Source organism: Pseudomonas sp. (assembly GCF_037994325.1).
GTDB lineage: Bacteria > Pseudomonadota > Gammaproteobacteria > Pseudomonadales > Pseudomonadaceae > Aquipseudomonas.
Genome location: NZ_JBBNAH010000381.1, coordinates 1 through 19,257, shown reverse-complemented (window position 1 = coordinate 19,257; position 19,257 = coordinate 1). Strand labels below are relative to the sequence as shown.

General features: G+C 62.1%; 10 protein-coding genes. All 10 read left to right on the top strand.

What is annotated here, in order from left to right; translation table 11 throughout:
* Window positions 1–29: 29 nt before the first annotated feature.
* The gene (gene mscK, locus AAAB16_RS12930; RefSeq protein WP_340663690.1) at window positions 30–3,359 is read left to right on the top strand and encodes a mechanosensitive channel MscK; all 3,330 of its coding nucleotides are present in this window, start codon (window positions 30–32) and stop codon (window positions 3,357–3,359) included.
* Between the two features lie 522 nt (window positions 3,360–3,881).
* Entirely contained in the window at window positions 3,882–5,342 is a 1,461-nt protein-coding gene (gene selO, locus AAAB16_RS12925) for a protein adenylyltransferase SelO (protein ID WP_340663689.1), read from the top strand.
* Window positions 5,343–5,470: 128 nt separating this feature from the next.
* Window positions 5,471–6,226, top strand: a complete 756-nt coding sequence (locus AAAB16_RS12920; RefSeq protein WP_340663704.1) for an efflux RND transporter periplasmic adaptor subunit — start codon at window positions 5,471–5,473, stop codon at window positions 6,224–6,226.
* Window positions 6,223–7,542 carry an HlyD family efflux transporter periplasmic adaptor subunit gene (locus AAAB16_RS12915; RefSeq protein ID WP_340663688.1) on the top strand — a complete coding sequence of 440 codons (1,320 nt, stop codon included), beginning with the start codon at window positions 6,223–6,225 and terminating at the stop codon, window positions 7,540–7,542. The genes AAAB16_RS12920 and AAAB16_RS12915 overlap by 4 nt, the downstream gene beginning before the upstream one ends.
* Complete coding sequence (locus AAAB16_RS12910; protein WP_340663687.1) at window positions 7,543–9,639, top strand: biotin/lipoyl-binding protein; 2,097 nt, start codon at window positions 7,543–7,545, stop codon at window positions 9,637–9,639.
* A 154-nt stretch (window positions 9,640–9,793) separates the two neighbouring features.
* Window positions 9,794–15,631: a DUF4347 domain-containing protein gene (locus AAAB16_RS12905; RefSeq protein ID WP_340663686.1), complete on the top strand. Its 5,838-nt coding sequence runs from the start codon at window positions 9,794–9,796 to the stop codon at window positions 15,629–15,631.
* A gap of 59 nt (window positions 15,632–15,690) precedes the next feature.
* Complete coding sequence (locus AAAB16_RS12900) at window positions 15,691–17,184, top strand: TolC family protein (protein WP_340663685.1); 1,494 nt, start codon at window positions 15,691–15,693, stop codon at window positions 17,182–17,184.
* Between the two features lie 206 nt (window positions 17,185–17,390).
* Window positions 17,391–18,368 carry a sulfite exporter TauE/SafE family protein gene (locus AAAB16_RS12895; RefSeq protein WP_340663684.1) on the top strand — a complete coding sequence of 326 codons (978 nt, stop codon included), beginning with the start codon at window positions 17,391–17,393 and terminating at the stop codon, window positions 18,366–18,368.
* A 50-nt stretch (window positions 18,369–18,418) separates the two neighbouring features.
* The gene (gene trxC, locus AAAB16_RS12890; RefSeq protein ID WP_340663683.1) at window positions 18,419–18,853 is read left to right on the top strand and encodes a thioredoxin TrxC; all 435 of its coding nucleotides are present in this window, start codon (window positions 18,419–18,421) and stop codon (window positions 18,851–18,853) included.
* 96 nt (window positions 18,854–18,949) lie between these two features.
* Window positions 18,950–19,257, top strand: a 308-nt coding sequence (locus AAAB16_RS12885; RefSeq protein ID WP_340663682.1) for a YiiD C-terminal domain-containing protein, incomplete at its 3' end; no start/stop codon positions are given.

Below are 19,257 nucleotides of genomic sequence, written 5' to 3'. Positions count from 1 at the left end.
CAGCTTCCTGAGCCGCACGATTCGCGACCATGCCCTTGTTCTGTACCCCGCTTCGCCGCTTGATCACCGCTGGCCTGCTTGGCCTGCTCGTTAGTGTTTCCCCCGTACACGCGGCGGACCCGCCCTCTGCCGCTGATGTGCAACGCAGCCTGGACACCCTGGGCGACCGCAAGTTGGCCGAGCCAGACTTGTCCACGGTCAAACAGACCCTGGAAAGTACCCTGGCGCTGTTGGCGGAAAAAGACACCGCCGAAGGGCAATTGGCGGCGCTTAAGCAAAAAATCACCGACGCCCCGCGCCTGATCGCCGACAGCCAGAATGCCCTGGCCAAGCTCAAAGCCACGCCGCCGGCGCAGTTCCGTCAGCGCTACGGCAGCTACGGCATTCCGCAACTGGAACAAAAGCTGACCGACCTCAGCACTCAGCAAAGCGACTGGCAAAAAGCCCTGGCCGTGGCCAACAGCGACATCCTCACCGCCCAAACCCGCCCGGAACGCGCCCAAGCGGAAATCAGCGCCGGCCAGACCCGCGCCCAGGAAATCAGCAACCTGCTCAAGGCCGGCAAAGAGGCCGGCAAAACCCTGCCCGCCGAACGCCGTGATCAGCTCAATGCCGAACAAGCAGCCTTGGCGGCAAAAACCACCCTGCGCCGCGCTGAACTGGCGGCCAACAACCAGTTGCAAGACTTGGCCAACAGCCAACGCGACCTGCTGGTAGAACGCATTGCCCGCGCCGAACAAACCAGCAACGACCTGCAAACCCTGATCAGCGAAAAACGCCGGGCGCAGTCAGAAAAAACCGTGGTTGAGCTGTCGCGTGAAGCCCACGCCGCCGGCTCCGACAGCGTGGTCGCAATAGAAAGCGCGCAAAACCTGAAACTCTCCGACTACCTGCTGCGCGCCACTGACCGCCTTAACGACCTGACCCGCGAAAACCTGCTGACCAAGCAGCAACTGGACAGCATCAACCAGGCCGACCAATCCCTGGAAGAGCAGATCAACGTGCTCAAAGGCAGCCTGCTGCTGTCGAAAATTCTCTACCAGCAAAAGCAATCGCTGCCGCAGCTGAGCATGAACAAAGACCTGGCTGACGAGATTGCCGATATCCGTCTGTACCAGTTCGACCTCAACCAGACCCGCGACCAATACAGCAGCCCGCAAAACTACGTCGACAGCCTGCTGGCCAAGCAACCGGCCGAACAAGTCACCCCGGAACTGCGCCGCACCTTGCTGGAGCTGGCCAACACCCGCAGCGAACTGCTCGACCGCCTGAGCCGCGAACTCAATGCCCTGCTGAACGAATCAATCACCCTGCAACTCAACCAGAAACAGCTGCAAGCCACGGCTAAATCCCTGCGCGCCACGCTGGAAGAACAGATGTTCTGGATTCCCAGCAACAAGCCGCTGGACTTAGCCTGGCTGCGCATCGCGCCGCGTTACCTGCAAAGCCAGGTCGCCGATATCGCCTGGGGCTCGGGCATCAAGCAGCTGTTTGAAGCCCTGGGCGAGCGGCCGTGGTTCTTTATTCCCTTGGCCTTGGTCAGCGGCCTGCTGATCTGGCAGCGCGCCACCATCTACCGCAAGCTCAATGCCCTGCACGAAGACATCGGCCACTACAAACGCGACAGCCAACTGCACACGCCGCTGGCTCTGCTGCTAAATATTTTGCTGGCCTTGCCGGTGTCGTTACTGCTGGCCTTGGGCGGCCTGGCGCTGCGCGTTGATGCCCGTGGGCAAAACGCCGCGCTGGGCCTCGCCTTGCTGGAGATGGCCCAGGCCTGGCTGGTGTTCTACACCCTGTACCGCATTCTGGCGCCTGGTGGCGTGGCCGAGCTGCACTTCCGCTGGCCGCGTCCGCAGGTCGACTTCATCAGCAAACAAGTGCGCAACCTCGGCCTGGTGGTGATGGCCTTGGTGGCGGTGGTAAGCGTGGCCGAGCAACAACCGGCGGCGCTGGCCGAAGACGTGATCGGCATCGTGATCGTGCTGACCTGTTTCTGCCTGATGACCTGGCTGCTGGGCAAATTACTCTTGGGTGAACAACTGCGCGAACACGCCTCACCGTTCCGCCTGGCCATTGGTGCCGCGTTTACCCTGCTGCCATTCGCACTGATCATCGCCGTGGGTTTTGGCTACTACTACACCTCGCTAAAACTCACCGACCGGCTGATCAACACCCTGTACTTGCTGATTATCTGGCTAATCGTTGAGGCGGCGTTTGTCCGGGGTCTGGCCGTGGCCGCCCGGCGCCTGGCCTATGCCCGCGCCCTGGCCAAACGCCAAGCGCAGGCAAAGGAAAATGTCGACGGCGACGAAGTACCGGTAGAAACCCCGACCCTGGACATCGACCAGGTCAACCAACAATCCCTGCGCCTGATCCGCCTAACCTTACTGGCCGGCTTTATCGGCTGCCTGTACCTGGTATGGGCCGACCTGATCAGCGTGTTCGCCTACCTCGACAACGTCACCCTCTACCAATACGCCACCGGCACCGGCAGCGCCGCCACGCAGGTGCCAATCAGCCTGCTCGACGTGCTCGGCGCTCTGCTGATCATCGGCGTGACCATTGCCCTGGCCAACAACCTGCCCGGCTTGCTGGAAGTGTTGGTGCTCTCGCGCCTGTCACTGGCCCAAGGCAGCGCTTACGCCACCACCACCCTGCTCTCCTACGCGATTGCCGGCATCGGTATCGTCAGCACGCTGTCGACCCTCGGGGTGAGCTGGGACAAACTGCAATGGCTGGTAGCGGCGCTGTCGGTGGGTATCGGTTTTGGTATGCAAGCGATCTTCGCCAACTTTATTTCCGGCATCATCCTGCTGTTCGAACGCCCAGTACGGATTGGCGACCTGGTGACCATCGGCACCGTAACCGGCACGGTCAATCGCATCCGCATCCGCGCCACGCACATCACCGATGGCGACCGCAAAGCCGTAATCGTGCCGAACCAAACCATCCTCACCAGCCAATTAATCAACTGGACGCTGACCGACACCGTCACCCGTATCGTGCTGACCTTTAACGTCCAGCGCGGCAGCGACCTGGAACTGGTGCGCAAACTGATGATGCAAGCCGTACAGGAAAACTCCCGCGTACTGCGCGACCCAGCGCCAACCGTACAACTGACCTCCTACGGCGCCAGCACCCTGGACCACGAACTGAAAATCTACGTGCGCGAACTCGGCGACCGTGGCCCGGCCACCGACGAACTCAACCGCCGCATCGACCAACTGTTCCGCGACAACGACATCAACTCCAGCGCCACGCCGAAGATGGAAATCTACCTGGCCAATCAACATGGGCAAGAACAGAAAGTTGCCAGCGAAGAACAACCGCAAGAAACGGCAACACCTAAACCGTAAATGTAGGAGCGAGCTTGGACTAAAGGCCAACCCTCACCCCTAGCCCCTCTCCCGCAAGCGGGAGAGGGGAATCCATCTCCGATCCAGCCGGATTACTCGATGGAGCCCCCTCTGCCGTTTTAAGAGAGAGGGGCACTTGATCTGGCATGTGATCTTGATGCACCCGCCCCGTTAGCGAAGGCCGAGTGGAATCGTTGATTAGGGGGCTGAGCCGCCGGGAGCGGCGAAAGGCAAAGACAGGCCAGGGACGCCCAGTTTTGCCGGCCCCCGGAACAACGAAGGAGCGAGGGAAGTCGCAGCGCAGCGCAGACCCGATGCAGGGGCTAGCGTTTTTGGTTACTTTTTTGTGGTCCGGCATCCCGGCGACTGCAAAAAGTAACTCGCGCGTAAGGCGCGAAACAGATCTATCAGCCCACGCGGTAACGAAGAAAAACACCAAGAGCTGGTGCGCACAGCACACCCTATAAGCACCGTAGCGCCGCGCAAACCACACGCCCACTCATTACCCAAGGGACGTAGCCGTTGAAAACCCTCGCCGAGCTAGATTTCGACAACCGCTTCGCCCGCCTCGGCGACGCCTTCTCCACCGAAGTGCTGCCCGAGCCCATCGACGAACCGCGTCTCGTGGTAGCCAGCCCCGCCGCCATGGCCCTGCTCGACCTCGACCCCGCCGAAGCCGAACAACCGGTATTCGCCGAAATCTTCGCCGGCCACAAACTCTGGGAAAGCGCCGAACCCCGCGCCATGGTTTATTCCGGCCACCAATTCGGCTCGTACAACCCACGCCTGGGCGATGGCCGTGGCCTGCTGCTCGGCGAAGTGGTGAACGAGGCCGGCGAACATTGGGACCTGCACCTCAAAGGCGCCGGGCAAACCCCCTACTCGCGTATGGGCGATGGCCGCGCAGTGCTGCGCTCCTCAATTCGTGAATTTCTCGCCTCCGAAGCGCTGCATGCGTTGGGCATTCCCAGCAGCCGCGCGCTGTGCGTCACCGGTTCCAGCACCCCGGTCTGGCGTGAGAAAAAAGAAAGCGCGGCCATGGTGCTGCGCCTAGCGCCCAGCCATGTGCGCTTTGGTCACTTCGAATACTTCTACTACACCAAGCAGGAAGAACAGCTCAAAGCCCTGGCCGAGCATGTGCTGAGCTGCCATTTCCCCGAGTGCCTGGCACAGCCTGAACCGCACCTGGCGATGTTCCGCGAAGTGCTGGAGCGCAACGCCGAGCTGATCGCTTACTGGCAGGCCTATGGCTTCTGCCACGGGGTGATGAACACCGACAATATGTCGATCCTCGGCATCACCTTCGACTACGGCCCGTTTGCCTTTCTTGACGACTTCGACGCCCAGTTTATCTGCAACCACTCCGACGACGCCGGCCGTTACTCCTTTAGTAACCAAGTACCGATTGCCCACTGGAACCTATCGGCCCTGGCCCAGGCGCTCACGCCGTTTATAGGCGTGGAAGCGCTACGCGACACCCTTAATCTGTTCTTGCCGCTGTACCAGGCGCATTACCTAGACCTGATGCGTAAACGCCTGGGCCTGTTTAGCGCCGATGAAAAAGACAGTGCGCTGATCGAACGCCTGCTGCAACTGATGCAAACCAGCCCGGTGGACTACACCCGGTTTTTCCGCGCGCTGGGCGACAGCCCAGCGGCTGATGCGCTCAAACGCCTGCGCGATGAGTTTGTCGACCTGGCCGGTTTTGATAGCTGGGCGGCCGACTATCGGGCGCGCAGCGAAAGCGAAGGGCTGCCGCAAGCCGAACGGCAACAGCGTATGCATGCGGTCAACCCGAAATACATCCTGCGCAATTACCTGGCGCAGCAAGCCATTGAGGCGGCGGAGAAAGGCGATTACAGCGAAGTGCGCTTGCTCCATGCGGTATTGAGCAAACCCTTCGACGAGCAGCCGGGCAACGAACGCTTTGCCGAGCGGCCGCCGGAATGGGGCAAGCACTTGGAAATCTCCTGTTCTTCGTAAGACGTCCGATCCCTCTGGTCGTCGGCCATACTGCGTCGCTCCCCCCCTGTTCTCGGCAACCCTCTTCTTACGTACACTGCGGAAAAAACGCAGGCAAGGAGAGCAGTTTGCACACCGCCGCTTTATGGATAGCCGCCTCGGCCCTATTTCTGCTGCCGCCTGCGTTTGCCCACGCCGACGACGACCCTCTGCTGGACTCCCCCGCCGCCAACACCAGCGCCCCGCGCGTCGCCCGTGGCGTGCTGCGGGCGCGTGATCAGGCGACTCTCTCCAGCGAGCTGGCAGGGCGCATCACCGAGATGCCCTTTGCCGAGGGCCAAGACTTCAAAAAAGACGACGTGCTGGTGCGCTTCGATTGCAGTGCCTACCAGGCCCAGCAAGAAGCCGCCCAGGCGGCAGTGCGCGCGGCCAATGAACAGCTCAAGCACAACAACCAATTGGCCGCGCTGAATTCCGTGGGGCGTTTTGAAGTGGCTCAGGCTGAGGCAAAACTGGCCCAATCCCAGGCCGAGGCCAAGGTGTATCAGGTGCAGACGCGCCGCTGCACGGTGGTGGCGCCCTTTAGTGGGCGGGTGGTGCAACGCAAGGTGCAGCCGTTTGAGAGTGTCAGTGGTGGCACGCCGCTGCTGGAAATTGTCGATAACCGTACCTTGGAAGTGCACCTGCTAGTGCCCTCCAGTTGGCTGGGCTGGCTTAAGACCGGCAGCCATTTTCAGTTCACCGCCGATGAAACCGGCACGCCCTTGCAAGTCACGGTAAAACGCCTGGGCGCGCGCATTGATGAAGGCAGCCAGACCCTGCTGCTGATCGGCACCCTGCCCGCCGATGCCAGCGGTTTGCTCGCCGGCATGAGCGGCAGCGCGCAGTTTGCGGAGTCGCCATGACGGCCTCGCAACCGGGCCTGGCCGAGCGGCTGATCGCGCAGTTTTTGCTGCTGGAACGCCAGGCCCGCGCGGCCAAAGACATCGACCACTTGGCCTATGCGCTGGTCAATGACGGCCAGGGGCTGTTTGGTTTTCGCCATGCTGCGCTGCTGATTGCCGGCAAGGTGCGCGCCCTGACCGGCGTCAGCGTGGTTGAGCCTAACGCGCCCTTTGTCGCCTTTGTCGAACATGCCGCTGCGCAGTTGTTGCGCCAGGGCCGGTCGCAGCTACCCGGCGTGGTGCCCGTGGCCAGCCTGGACGGGCAAAGCCAGGCGGATTGGCAAAGCTTGTCCGCCGCCGAGGTGGTGTGGTTGCCACTTTTAGATCGCCAGCAGCAACCCTTTGGCGGCTTGTGGATTGCCCGCGAGCTGCCCTGGAGCGAGGCCGAGCAAACCCTGCTGGTGCAGCTTGCCGACTGTTACAGCCATGCCTGGCGTGCGCTGCAACCGGGTAAGCCGTGGCGCTTGCGCTGGCCGAAAAAGAAAATTCTCGCGGTGGCTGCGGCGGCCCTGCTGGTGCTGCTGGTGCCGATTCGTCAGTCGGTGCTGGCGCCGGCCGAGGTGGTGCCCTTGGGCGGCCAAGTGGTGGCCGCGCCGGTGGATGGGGTGATTGCCGAGTTTCTGGTCAAACCCAACCAAGGGGTAAAAGCCGGCGAGGTGCTGGTGCGCTTTGATGCCACCAGCATCAAGGCCCAGGCCGATGTAGCCGAGCGCAGCCTGAATGTGGCCGAGGCAGAGTTGAAAGCCAATGCACAACGGGCCTTTGCCGACGCTGACTCCAGCGCGCGCATCGACCTGTTTGCCGCCCGCGTTGAGCAAAAACGCGCCGAGCGTGACTACGCCAAACAACTGCTGGCCCGCACCGAAGTGCGCGCTGAGCGCGATGGCATTGCCGTGTTCGCCGACGCCCAGCGCTGGACCGGCAAACCGGTACAAACCGGCGAGCGGCTGATGGAAATTGCCGACCCCAACCAGGCCGAGCTGCGCATCGAACTGGCCGTGGGCGACGCCTTGGCCTTTGCCCCCGGCAGCGAAATCAGCCTGTTCCTCGACAGCGATCCCCTGCACCGGCATATCGCCCATCTGCAACGCAGCGCCTACGAAGCCGAGCAGACCGCCACTGGCCAACTGGCCTATCGCCTGGATGCCAGCTTTAACGAAAGCCCGCCACGTATTGGCCTGCGCGGCACCGCCAAGCTGTATGGCGAGCGTGCACCGCTGGCACTTTATCTATTGCGCCGGCCCTTGGCGGCGTTGCGTCAGACGGTGGGCTTGTAGATGCAACTGCCCGGGCTGCGCGCCGATTTGCAGGTCTCGCCGGCGGCTGCCGCGCTGGATGGCTCGCCGCAATGGACCCTGGCCGACCCCTTACGCGGGCGCTACTTCAAACTCGGCGGCGCGGCCATGCGCCTGTTGCGCCATTGGGGCTTGGGCCACGCTGAGCACGTATTGCAGGCGGCCAACCGTGAGCCCGGCGTACCGCTGGCCGAGGACGACATCGAAGAGCTGCTGCGTTTTCTCCGTGGTCACGACTTGATCAGCGCGGTGGATAACGAACAACGCGCCAGTTACGCCGCCAAGGCCCAGCAGGGTAAACACGGGCTGTGGCAAACGTTGCTGCACCAATACCTGTTTTTCCGCATTCCGCTGTGGCGCCCGGACGCCTTTCTCAACCGCACCTGGCCCCTGCTGCAACGCTTCGGCCCCAACCTGCTGCGCATTGGCATGCCGCTGATCTTGCTGCTCGGCGGCTTGTTGGTGGCGCGCGACTGGGAGCGTTTTATCGCCACCTTTCCACACCTGTTTAGCCTGGGCGGTGCCGTCGCCTTTGCCGTGGCGCTGACCTTCGCCAAGCTGTGCCACGAATTCGGCCATGCCTATATGGCCAAGCGTGCCGGTTGCCGGGTGCAGAGCATGGGCGTGGCCTTTATGGTGATGCTGCCGATGTTCTACACCGACGTCAGCGACGCCTGGCGGGTGAATGAACGCCGCTCGCGGTTGCTGATTGGCGCCGGCGGGGTTATGGCCGAGTTGCTGCTAGCCTGCCTGGCGCTGCTGGCCTGGTCACTCTTGCCCGACGGCCCGGCGCGTAGCGCGGCCTTTATGCTGGCCAGCGCCACCTGGCTGACCACCTTGGCGGTCAACCTCAATCCGTTTATGCGCTTTGATGGTTATTTTTTGCTCAGCGACTTGTGGGGTGTGGATAACCTTCAAGGTCGCGCCTTTGCCCTGTGCCGCTGGCGCCTGCGTGAGGCGCTGTTCGGCTATGGCGAGCCGGCGCCGGAGCCTTGGTCGCCGACCCTGCAACGGCGCCTGCTGTGGTGGGGTTACGGTTCCTGGCTGTGGCGCGCGGTGCTGTTTTTCGGCATCGCCCTGGCGGTGTACCACATGTTTTTCAAGGTACTGGGCATCTTCCTGATGCTGGTGGAATTGCTCTGGTTTATCGTCCTGCCGGTGCTCAAGGAAGCCCAGGTGTGGTGGCAACAACGCGAGCGCGCTCACCCCGGTAAAGCCTTGCTGCTCGGCGTCACGCTGCTGGCGCTGGCCTTGCTTCTGCTGCTGCCCTGGCGCACGACGGTGGAAATTCCCGCGCAACTGGAAGCCGCCGGTAACACCGCCCTGTATGCGCCGCTGCCGGCGCGCTTGAAAAGCGTGCAGGTGGTGGATGGCCAGGCGGTTAAACCGGGCGATGTGCTGCTGGAGTTGGAAGCGCCGGACCTGGATTCGCGCCAGGCCATTGTGCGCAGCCAAATCGACATTCTGCAGCTGCAACTCAAGCGCCAGGCCGGGCGCAGCGAAACCATCGCCGATATCGGTGTACTCGAACAGCAACTGGCCGAGGCGGTGGCCGAGTACCGCGGCTTGGCTGCACAGCGCCAACGGTTGCAAGTGCGCGCCCCCCAGGCCGGTATTGTCCGCGAGCTCATGCCCAACCTGCTGCCGGGGCGTTGGTTGGCCCCGCGCGATGTACTGGTGCGGATCATCGCCCCCGGCCTGCAACTGCGGGGTTATCTGCCCGAAGACCAACTCTGGCGCGTGGCCCCAGGCGCCGAGGGCCGCTTTGTGGCCGACGACCCGGCCCGCGCCGCGCCCCATGTGCGTCTGGAGGAAGTGGACGCCAATGGCGTGGCCTACCTGCAACTGGAAGCGCTGGCCTCAGACCATCACGGCCCTATCGCGGTAAGGCGTAATGCACAGCAACAAGCCGAACCGCTGCAAGCCCAATACGGCGCCCGTCTGCAGCTGCTCGACACCTTCGCCGCGCCCGCGCAGCCGCTGCGTGGAATGGTGGTGATTGCGGGCAAGGGCGAGTCGGTGCTCGGTTCGCTATGGCGCAGGCTGGCGGCGCTGGGTGTGCGCGAGAGCGGTTTCTAGCCCAGGCCGCAGGCTCGATGCCTGAAGGCAAACCAAGCGACTGGCGGTCTGCATGGCGAAAGGCTCAAGGATTGTGTCCTACAATAAAATCCCGGATATTACTTCGGAACATTCCTACAAAGTTGTTGTCTCGCGATGTACATGGAGGTTGTCTGTGAAGTTCTTTGACCTGTTCTGGTCTGCCCGAGCGGGCACCTCTGCCAAACGTGCGCCGCTGGCATCCTTGCTGGAACCGCGCATGCTGTTCGACGGCGCCGTCGCCGCCACGGTGGCCGACGCCGCCGCCAACAGCAACGACCACGCCACGGCCGACAGCGCCGCCAAGAACACCAGCGCCGATGACAGCTCCCAGCACGCCAGCGCCACACCGCCACCGGCCGCCACCAGCGACAACCGCCATGACGTGGTGTTTATCGATGGCCAGGTAGGCGACAAACAACAGCTTATCGATGGCCTCAAACCTGGCACCGAAGTGGTGGTGCTGGACAGCAATAAAGACGGCCTGCAACAGATCGCCGACTACCTCAAAGACCGCAGCGATATCGATGCCATCCATATCATCAGCCACGGTGACACCGGCAAGGTGCAGTTAGGCAATGGCTGGCTGGATAACAGCAACCTGGCCGCCCATGGCGAAGCGCTGGCCAGCATTGGCAAGGCGCTGAGCGCCGATGGCGACATTCTGCTGTACGGCTGCACGGTCGGCGCCAATGGTGAAGGCCAAGACTTTATCCAGGCACTGGCGGCCAAAACCGGCGCCGACGTGGCCGCCTCCGACGATGCCACCGGCGCTACCAGCCGCGGTGGTGATTGGGTATTGGAGCGCCAAATCGGCAGCGTGGAAACCACCGCCCTGCACTTCGATGCCTACAGCGGCTTGCTGGCCAACGGCACCATCACGTTCAATGGCAACGACAACGGTAATTGGGCCGATGGCATTGCCGAGGATGGTAATGGCGGCTCAAGCGATCTGCCGGGCATCACCATTCAGATTTCCAACGTGACCAACACGGCGGGCAGCTCGTTAGGCCTGCCGCTGGTGTACGGCGACGCACAAAACGGCGACTTTTTTTACGCCCTCACCACCTACGACGCGTCAGTACTGGGCAGCGGTTGGAAAGGCATGCAAATCCGTTCGGCCGATGGCGCCGAATTCAAGCTCAGCGGTTTCGAGTACTGGAACTACGGCGAGGGCGCCGACACCCTGGTGACGGTCAAGGGCTACCGCGACGGAGTCGAGGTAGCGAGCACCACCGGCCTCACCACCTTCAACGGCTTCGGTTACCAACAGAAGACCTTCGCGCTGGATAGCACCTTTGGCGCGGTGGACTCGGTGATTCTGTACACCGCGAACAACAGCTTTCACGGGCTTAACGCTATTCAAATCGCCGACCCGGTAATGCCCAATGCCTCGCCGGTCGCCACCACCAGCGGCGGCACCACGGCCTTCACCGAGGGCAACAATGTCACCAGTACCCCGGTGGTGATCGACAGCGGCATCACCCTGACCGACAGCGATAACAGCACCCTGGCCAGCGGCACGGTGAGCATTACCGGTAACTTCCAGAGCGGTCAGGATGTGCTGGCATTCACCAACAACCCAGCCACCATGGGCAATATCTCCGGTAACTATAACGCCGGCACCGGCGTACTCAGCCTGAGCTCGGCTGGCGCCACCGCCACCTTGGCGCAATGGCAAGCGGCGTTGCGCTCGGTGACGTACACCGACAGTTCCAACTCGCCCAACGTCAGTAACCGCACGGTCAGCTTTGTCGTTAACGACAGCAACTCCAACAGCACGGCCGGCACCAAAGTCGTCTCGGTCACGGCGGTGAACGACACCCCGGTTACCAGCGCCTCCGGTGGGCAGACGGCCTTTACCGAAGGCAACAATGTCACCAGCACGCCAGTTGTTGTCGACAGCGGTTTTACCGTCACTGACCTGGACAACAGCACCCTGGCGAGCGCCAACGTGTCGATCACCGGCAACTTCCAGAGCGGCCAGGACGTGCTGGCCTTTACCAACAACCCGGCGACCATGGGCAATATCTCAGGCTTCTACACCAGCGGCACCGGTGTCCTGGCACTGAACTCGGTCGGCGCCACCGCCACGCTGGCGCAATGGCAAGCGGCACTGCGCTCGATCACCTACACCAACAGTTCCGACACCCCGAATACCAGCACCCGGGTGATTGCCTTTGCCGTCAACGATGGCAGCAACTCCAGCACCGCCTCCAAACAGGTGACGGTAGCCGCCGTCAACGACACGCCGGTGGCCACGGCGTCGGGCGGCAACACGGCGTTTACCGAAGGCAATAACACCACCAGCACGCCGGTGGTGATCGACAGCGGCATGACCCTGAGCGACCTCGACAACAGCACCCTGGCGGGCGCCACCGTGGCGATTACCGGCAATTTGCAAAACAGCCAAGACTCGCTGTTGTTCACCAACAACCCGGCGACCATGGGCAACATCGGCTCTGCCTATGACGGCAGCACCGGGACCTTGACCCTGAGTTCAGCAGGCGCCACCGCCAGCCTGGCGCAATGGCAAGCGGCGCTGCGTTCGATCATGTACTACAACAGCTCGGAAAACCCGAATACCAGCAACCGCACCATCAGTTTCAGCGTCAATGACGGCAACGCCGACAGCGCGGTGACGAGCAAAGTAGTGACCGTTGCGGCCGTTAATGACACACCCATCGCCACCAACTCGGGCGGCACCACCGCGTTTACCGAAGGCAACAACGCCGCCAGTACGCCGGTGGTGGTCGACAGCGGCTTTACTGTTTCTGATATCGATAACTCGACCCTGGCCAGCGCCAGCGTGGCGATCACCGGCAACCTGCACGCCAGTGAAGACGTACTGGCGTTCACCAATAACCCGGCGACCATGGGCAATATCGCGGGCTTCTATAACAGCGGCAGCGGGGTCATGACGCTGAGCTCAGCGGGCGCCTCCGCCACGCTCGCCCAATGGCAGGCGGCGCTGCGCTCGGTCACCTACAGCAATAGCTCGGAAAGCCCCAGCACCAGTACCCGCACCCTCAGCTTTACCCTCAACGACGGCAACACCAACAGCAGCGCCAGCACTAAAAACGTCAGCGTCAGCGCCGTCAACGATAGCCCGGTGACCAGCACCTCGGGCGGCGTTACCACGTTTACCGAAGGCAATAACGTCACCAGCACACCGGTGGTAGTAGACAGCGGCATTACCTTGAGCGACGCCGATAACAACACCCTGGCCAGTGCCACCGTGGCGATTACCGGCAACTTCCAAAGCGGCGAAGATGAGCTGAGTTTTACCAACAACCCGGCCACCATGGGCAATATCAACGCCTCCTACAACGCGGCCACCGGGGTAATGACCCTGACCTCCGCAGGCGCCACGGCGACCCTGGCGCAATGGCAGGCCGCCTTGCGCTCGGTGACCTACACCGACACCGCCCAGTCGCCCAATATCAGTACTCGCCTCATCAGTTTCAGCACCAGCGATGGCACTCAAGACAGCAACGTCGCGAATAAGGCCGTGACGGTGAACACGGTGGATAACAGCCCGGTCGCCAGTACCAGCGGCGGCACAACGGCCTTTACCGAAGGCAACAATGTCACCAGCACGCCGGTGGTGATCGACAGCGGCTTTACCCTCACCGACCTGGACAGCAGCACCCTGGCCAGCGCCAGCGTGGCAATTACCGGCAACTTGCAGAGCGGCCAGGATGTGCTGGCTTTTACCAACAACCCGGCAACCATGGGCAATATCACTGGCAGCTACAACAGCGCCACCGGTGTGTTTAGCCTGAGTTCTGCGGGCGCCACCGCCACCCTCGCCCAATGGCAGGCGGCGTTGCGTTCGGTGACCTACAGCAACAGCAGCGAGCAGCCCAACACCAGCAACCGAACGGTCAGTTTCAGCGTCAATGACGGCAGCTCCAGCAGCAACCTGGCGAGCAAAGTGGTCAGCGTTACCGCGGTCAACGACGCGCCGGTTAATAGCCTGCCGGGCGCCCAGGCCCTGCAGCAGGACGGCACCCTGACGTTTAACACCGGCAACGGCAACCTGATCAGCATCAGCGATACCGATGGCGGCGGCGGTGTTGAACAGGTCACCCTGACCGCCACCAACGGCCTGCTGACCCTGGGCGGCACCAGCGGCCTGAGTTTTATCGTGGGCTCAGGCACTGGCGATGCCAGCATGACGTTCCAAGGCACCCTGGCCGACATCAATATCGCCCTCAATGGCCTGACCTTCACCCCCACCGCCGGTTACAACGGCGCCGCCAGTCTGCAGATCAGCAGTAATGACCTGGGCCTGACAGGCCCCGGCGGCAGTCGAACCGATACCGACACCCTGGCCATTACCGTCAACCCTAACAACCCGATGGTGACTGGCGTCAGCGCCAACAGTGGCACTTACGGCATCGGCGCGACAGTGAACATCACCCTGACCTTCAACCAGGCGGTGAACGTCGACACCACGGGCGGCACGCCAACCCTGCTGTTGGAAACCGGCAGCATCGACCGCAGTGCCACTTATGTGTCTGGCTCGGGCAGCAACACCCTGACGTTCAGCTACACGGTGCTGCCCGGAGACGTCAGCGCCGACTTGGACTACGCCAGCGGCAGCGCTCTGGCGCTCAATGGCGCAACGATTCAATCGGCAACCAGTGACCAGGCCATTCTCACCCTGCCAACCCCAGGAACCGCCAACTCCCTGGCCGCCAATACCAATCTGGTGATTGATGGCATAGCCGCTACCGTGACCTCAGTGACGCCACCTGCCGGGACCACCTATGGGGCTGGGCAAAACCTCGACTTTATCGTCAACCTGTCGGAAGCCGTCAGCGTCGACACCACCGGCGGCACGCCGCGCCTGGCGGTCACTCTGGATACCGGCGGCACCGCCTATGCCAACTACGTCTCCGGCTCCGGCACATCGGCCCTGGTGTTCCGCCTCACCCTGAGCAACGGCCAGGCGGACAGCAACGGCATCAGCCTGGGCAGCGGTATCAATCTCAATGGCGGCACCCTGCGCGACAGCGCCGGCAATAACGGCGTGCTTACCCTCAATAACGTCGGCAGTACCGCAGCTGTACTGGTGGATGCCATTGCCCCGACTGTCAGCGCCATCGTGCTGGATGGACCATCGCCCACCAATGCCAGCAGCGTCAGCTATACCGTGACCTTTAGCGAAGACGTCACGGGCGTCGACACCAGCGACTTCAGCCTGGTCACCAGCGGCGGCGTGACCGGCAACGTGCAGTCGGTGGTGCAGATCAACCCCCACACTTACCAAGTGCTGGTCGATGGCATTACCGGCCTGGGTAGCCTGGGCTTAAACCTGAACCCAACGGGCACCGGCATTTCCGACAGTACCGGCAATGCCAGCGCCGGCGGTTTCAGCGGGCCGACCTACACCATCGGTATTCCGGCCGCGCCACCAACCCCGCCGGATGTGAGCGGCGACCCGGAATTCCGCGCCAACCCACCGGTGACCACGCTGCCACCACCGGCAACACCGCTGCAACCGATGCCGCCGGTGGTATCGCCTCCGGTCAGCACCTCGCCGCTGCTGCCGCCGCCATTGTTCGAGGTGCCCAGCGTCGGCAGCGGCATTCCCACCCTGGGCAATATTTTTATTAACCAGAACCCGCTGGCACCCAGCTATATCGCCCAAGTGTTTGCCAGCAGCGACAGCGGCGGCAATGGCAACGGCGTAGGTTTCTTGGGCTTTGGCGGCGGTGATGGCGGCATCTTTGGCAGCAGCAGCCTGTCCGGCTTGTTCAGCAAGGAAAGCGCCGGTGACGTCACGCCCATCAAGCTCTTTGACAAAAACGGCAAAGGCGCTGACGCCAGCAACAGCCTGCGCGGCGCCTTCGGCGCGCAAACACTGGGGGAACAGTTGCAGCAGTTACACCACAACAAACAACAACAGGTGCAGGAACTCGCCCAGGCACTTGGGCAACTGACCGACACTTCGACGCCCGCTTAAGCGTCACTCAACAGACTATTTGCCGGTAGGACTTGCCGCGTTTAGGGGGCGGCACAAGGATGAATAAAAGCCACAAACTCTTCAGTGCAAGCCTGCTTGCCCTGGCCGTCAGCGGCTGTGCCGTGACCAGTCAACCGATTGACCACAGTGAAAGCCGCGCCCGCGCCAGCAGCGACCTGGTGAGCATGTTCAAGGATCAGGAGCCCCTCAATGGCCCGCTGACCTTGCACGACGCCATGGCCCGGGCGGTGAAGTACAACCTCGAAGCGCGCCTGAAAGTGATGGAAGAAGCCTTGGCCCAGCACCAGGTCGACCTCGCTACCTTCGACATGCTGCCGCGTATGGCGCTCTCGGCAGGGTACGCTGGGCGCGACAACGTCAGCGCCTCCAGCAGCGAAAGCGTGCGCACCAAAACCCAGTCTTTGGAGCCGTCCACCTCGCAAGACCGCGACCGCCGTGTCGCCGACCTGACCATGGTGTGGAACGTGCTCGACTTTGGCGTCGCCTATGTCAGCGCCAAGCAGCAGGGCGACCAGCGCCTGATCGTTGAAGAACGCCGGCGCAAGGTGATCCACACCATCACCCAAGACGTGCGCTCGGCCTACTGGCGCGCCGTCGCCGCCGAACGCCTGCTGGGCCAGATCGACAGCCTGATGGCGCGTGTCGACCAAGCCCGCAGCAATAGTCAGAACCTCAGCCAGAACCGCATCGGCGACCCAATTCAAGCGCTGAGCTACGAGCGCTCGCTGATCGAAGCCACCCGCCAATTGGAAGAGCAGCGCAAGGCGTTGTCCCTGGCCAAAACCGAGCTGGCTACCCTGATCAACCTGCCGATTGGCACCGACCTGAAACTGGCCGCCCCCGAGGGCTACGACGTACCGCAGTTGAATGTGGATATGGCGCAGATGGAACAGCAGGCCCTGGCCAGCCGCCCGGAACTGCGCGAGCAGGATTACCAGGCGCGCATCAGCGCCGCCGAAACCCGCAAAGCCATGCTGCGACTGCTACCGGGCCTGGAGTTTTCCGCTGGCGGCCACTACGACAGCAACTCCTTTCTGGTCAACCAGAGCTGGGCCGACTATGGCGTGAAGATCACCTGGAACCTGTTTAACGTGCTGTCCGCGCCAGCAGCTATCGACGTGGCCAAAGCCGGTGAACAAGTGGCTGCGGCGCGGCGCCAGGCGATGTCGATGGCGGTGCTGGCCCAGTTGTACGTGGCCAACGCCAACTTTAACGAAGCCAAGCGTCAGTTCCAGACCAGCCAGCAACTGGCCAACCTCGACGAACAAATCGCCGGGCAACTGCGCAACCGCTACAAGGCCCAAGGCATTGGTGAACTGGACCTGATCCAGGGCGAACTCAACACCCTGCAAGCCGACCTGCGCCGCGACCTGGCCTACGCCGAACTGCGCAACAGCTACGGTCAACTGTTCGCCAGCGTCGGCCTCGACCCGCTGCCTAACCAGCTGCCGTCGAACCAACTCAGCGCCATCTCCAAAGCCATTGGCGACAGTGAAGCGCGCTGGCAGCAGGGCAATATCCAGCCCAACTAAACGGCACATGCTGTGTAGGTGTCTATGCGCACCAAGCGGTCTCCCCCCGACATCGCTGGCGCGCATAGACACCCTACGAGAGCAAAAGCTAATAACCACAAAGCATATAGATCTGCCCAACGATTCTTAGACTCTCTAAGCCAACATCACTAAGGTGGCGCCACCTTGCGGCTAACCGCATGACCCCGATACAGGCTCCGCTGTAGATGAAAATCCGCGAACTCGATTACACCCCCAGCCCAATCAACACCGAACACCAGGCAATGGGCTTGCCGCCAATCGAAGACCATATTTCCCACCCCGCCAATCACCCGGTGCTGCGCATTGCCATGTGGCTGGCGGTGGCTATTTTGCTCAGCCTGTTGGGCTTTCTCGCCTGGCGCCTGTTCTTTGGCAACAACCAAAGCAGCGGCCTGGAAATCATTGAAAGTGCGCTAACCAGCAAACTGTTCTGGAGCGCCGTGGCCGTGGGCTTTTTTGCCCAAGCCATCGACGGCGCGTTGGGCATGGCCTATGGCATTACCGCGACCACCTTTTTGCTCAGTGCCGGCGCTTCGCCTGCGGCCGCCAGTGCCAGCGTGCATATCGCCGAAGTGTTTACCACCGGGCTTTCCGGCATCTCCCATGTGAAGTTGGGCAACGTCAACAAGTCGCTGTTTTTGCGTTTGCTGATCCCCGGCATGATCGGCGCCGTGCTCGGTGCGGTGGTGATTACCCAGTTCGACGGCAAGGTACTTAAGCCGTTTATCTCGGCTTATCTGCTGATCATGGGCCTGTACATTCTGCGCAAGGCTTACCTGCACGTGGTGCAAAAGCGCGAGCCCAAACATATCGCCAAGCTGGCGCTGTTTGGCGGCTTTGTCGACGCTGCCGGTGGCGGCGGTTGGGGCCCGGTGGTGACCACCACGCTGATCGGTTCCGGCAGCGACCCACGCACCACCATCGGCTCGGTGAACTTCGCCGAATTCTTCCTCACCATCGCCAGCGCCACCTCCTTTATTCTGCTGGCCGGCCAACCGAGCACCTGGTTGTTGGTGGCGGGCCTGGTGTTTGGTGGTCTGTTTGCCGCCCCATTTGCTGCGCTGCTGTGCAAAAAACTGCATGCGAAAACCCTGCTGCTGATGATCGGCAGCCTGATCACCCTGATCAGCGCCTACAACATCTATATGGCCATCAGCGCTTGAAAGCCGGGCTGGGCGGCTCCAGATAGTGCCCATCGCCTCTGGAGCCGACCATGTCTGAATCCCTCGTTATTCCCTGCCCACACTGCAACGGCCTGAGCCGTATTCCCCATGAACGCCTAGGCGACAATCCGCGCTGTGGGCGCTGCAAAGAACAGGTGTTGCTGGGCAAACCCTTCGACCTCACTCAAGCCAGCTACGCCAACCAAATCAAAGGCGACCTGCCGTTGCTGGTGGACGTATGGGCCAGCTGGTGCGGCCCCTGCCAAGCCTTTGCGCCGACCTTCCAGCAAGCTGCCGGGCAACTCGTCGGCCGCGCCCGCCTGGCCAAGCTCGATAGCGAAGCCAATCAGCAGCTTTCCGCGCAACTGGGCATTCGCTCCATCCCCAGCCTGCTGCTATTTAAAAACGGCAAAGAAGTTGCCCGGCAAAGCGGCGCCCTGCCCTTGCAGCAGTTGCTGGCCTGGTTGAAAAGCCAAGGCATCTAAGCCGTCACTTTTAGTCAGTTGCGGCGAGCGCAGCGGTCATTGTTGTAAGCCAACGAACGGCTAGGCTGGTCCTCTGATAACAAAGAGGAACCGGCTATGGCATTCCCGCCCGAAATCGCCCGTCAGCTCACCGAAGAACAGATCGCTTTCGTCAAACGCAGCGGGCTTAAAGCCGAGGTCTTGGAGCCAGGCTTGGTGCGCCTGTGTATGCCACTGGCAGGCAATAAAAACCATATCGGCAGCATGTATGCCGGGGCGTTGTTTACCCTGGCTGAGATTCCCGGGGGCGCGTTGTTTCTTACCAGCTTCGACACCCAGCGCTTCTACCCCATCATCAAAGAAATGAACCTGCGCTTTCGCCGCCCGGCCACTGGCGATATTCGCGTGGAAGCGCGGCTGAGCGC